Raw genomic sequence first — 1,693 nt, 5'->3', positions numbered from 1 at the left:
CTAGCCTCGGCCTTTCACTAGCTGTTGATCAACGTGTTGATTGAGGCTTGTTGATCTTCGTTGGTGGGCTGTCGAGGTGCGGGCACGGCGGTGTCCCGACGCGGTGGTCGGGTTCCTCCATCGGGTACTGGTCGGGACGCGGGTGTCTGGCTCAGGTGATGGGTTGGGGTAGGGCGGCGAGCCGGTCGAACGCGGTGACGAGCGTCTGGGCCCAGGGCCAGTCCTGCGCGATACGCAGTCGGGTGCGGCGGGCGGAGCGGGTGATCCGGGCGGCTACGTGCAGGAGCCGGTAGCGCAGTTTCTTGGGTTCGGCGTGGGCGAGGTCGCCGTCCAGGAGCAGGTGTTGGGTCCAGGCGAGCAGGTCGATTGCGGTGAGAGCGAGTTGGAGCCAGGCGGCGTTGATGGCGAAGTCGCGGGACGGGAAGTGGCCGAATCCGGTGTCTTTACCCGTGCGGATGCGGTCTTCGACGCGGGCGTGGCCGCGGTGGCGGGCTTCCAGGTACTGGATCGATCCGCGCCCGTGCGGGGTGTCGGTGGCCATCACCTGGTGGCGCAGGCCTTCGATGGTGTCGAACAGTGACAGTTGCGCGCCGGGGTGCGGGTGTTCACGGCGCACGATGAATCGGGTGCCGGCCGGGTAGTTGGCCAGCCAGGTGGCGGGCAGCAGGCCGGTGATCTCGCAGATTTGCGCCCCGTCGCGTAGGTCGCCGTCGGTGTCCAGGGCCGGCAGCCACCAGTCGGGGTGGTCGATGGCGATCCGGATCGCGTCGCGGACCGCCTCGCCGATCGCGACACCGACGGAGAAGGAGGTGTTCATGCCGTGCTCGCGCAGCGAGCGGATGTGGGCCAGGAACCCGTAGGTGCAGCCGGCCGAGTCGCTGCGGATGAGGATGTCGGTGCCGTAGCGGTGCGCGTCGGGGATCTGGGCCAGGGCCTGATCGAGGACGGTGATGTGATCCGCGGTGGTGTTCGACCCGGCCCGACCCTCGCGCAACATGCCCGATAGCGCCTCCCGGGTGTTGTCCATGAAGCAGAACAACGGATGGAACCCGAACGTCTTCTTCCATGTGCGGGTCGCTGATTGCTTGTCTGAATGGCAGATCACGATCGAGGCGTCCACATCGAGGACCAGACCCGGCACTGGCATGCCGGCCGCCATCGAGGCCGGTATCCCGTCGCGGGTCTCGGCCGCCTGCGCCCAGGCCAACTCCCGCGCGGCGGCGCGGGCCGCCCGCAACCGATCGAGGGCATCACTGTCCACACCGGACAAGACCCGCCACGCGGTCGGATCCGATGCCACCGCCCCGAACAGGTCCGGCTGATCACGCAGGACCGCCAGATCGGCGATCACCTGACCGCCGTCGGCGAGCATCACCGCCATATCAACCGCGACCCGGCCCGGGTCATGCCCGCCCCGCCGCTGCCGCAGCCCAGCCAGCGCGTCACCGAACGCGTTGGTCAACCCCGTCGTGTCGGCAACATCGGCCAGCAGCCGGGCACCGGCGTGGCCGACCACACCACGCCCATCCGCGCTCACCGTGACCTTCGGACGTGTTCCGGTAGTCTTCACCTGGCAGGTGCCTTCCGCGCGGGACCGATAAGACCATCAGCAAGTCCTATCTTCCCAGCTCAGAAGGCACCTCTCCATTCTTGATCCACACTATGGACGGCGCTTAACGAAAGCCTGAGGCTA

At 67.7% G+C, this 1,693-nt stretch carries 1 protein-coding gene; it reads right to left on the bottom strand.

Annotated features, from left to right (window positions below; translation table 11 throughout):
- Positions 1-151: 151 nt before the first annotated feature.
- Positions 152-1,570: an IS1380 family transposase gene (locus KJS59_RS30500; RefSeq protein ID WP_213457442.1), complete on the bottom strand. Its 1,419-nt coding sequence runs from the start codon at positions 1,568-1,570 to the stop codon at positions 152-154.
- Positions 1,571-1,693 lie beyond the last annotated feature (123 nt).

Source organism: Rhizomonospora bruguierae (assembly GCF_018397995.1).
Lineage (GTDB): Bacteria > Actinomycetota > Actinomycetes > Mycobacteriales > Micromonosporaceae > Rhizomonospora > Rhizomonospora bruguierae.
The sequence above is the reverse complement of the archived record's forward strand: the minus strand, read 5'-3'. Positions and strand labels throughout refer to the sequence as shown.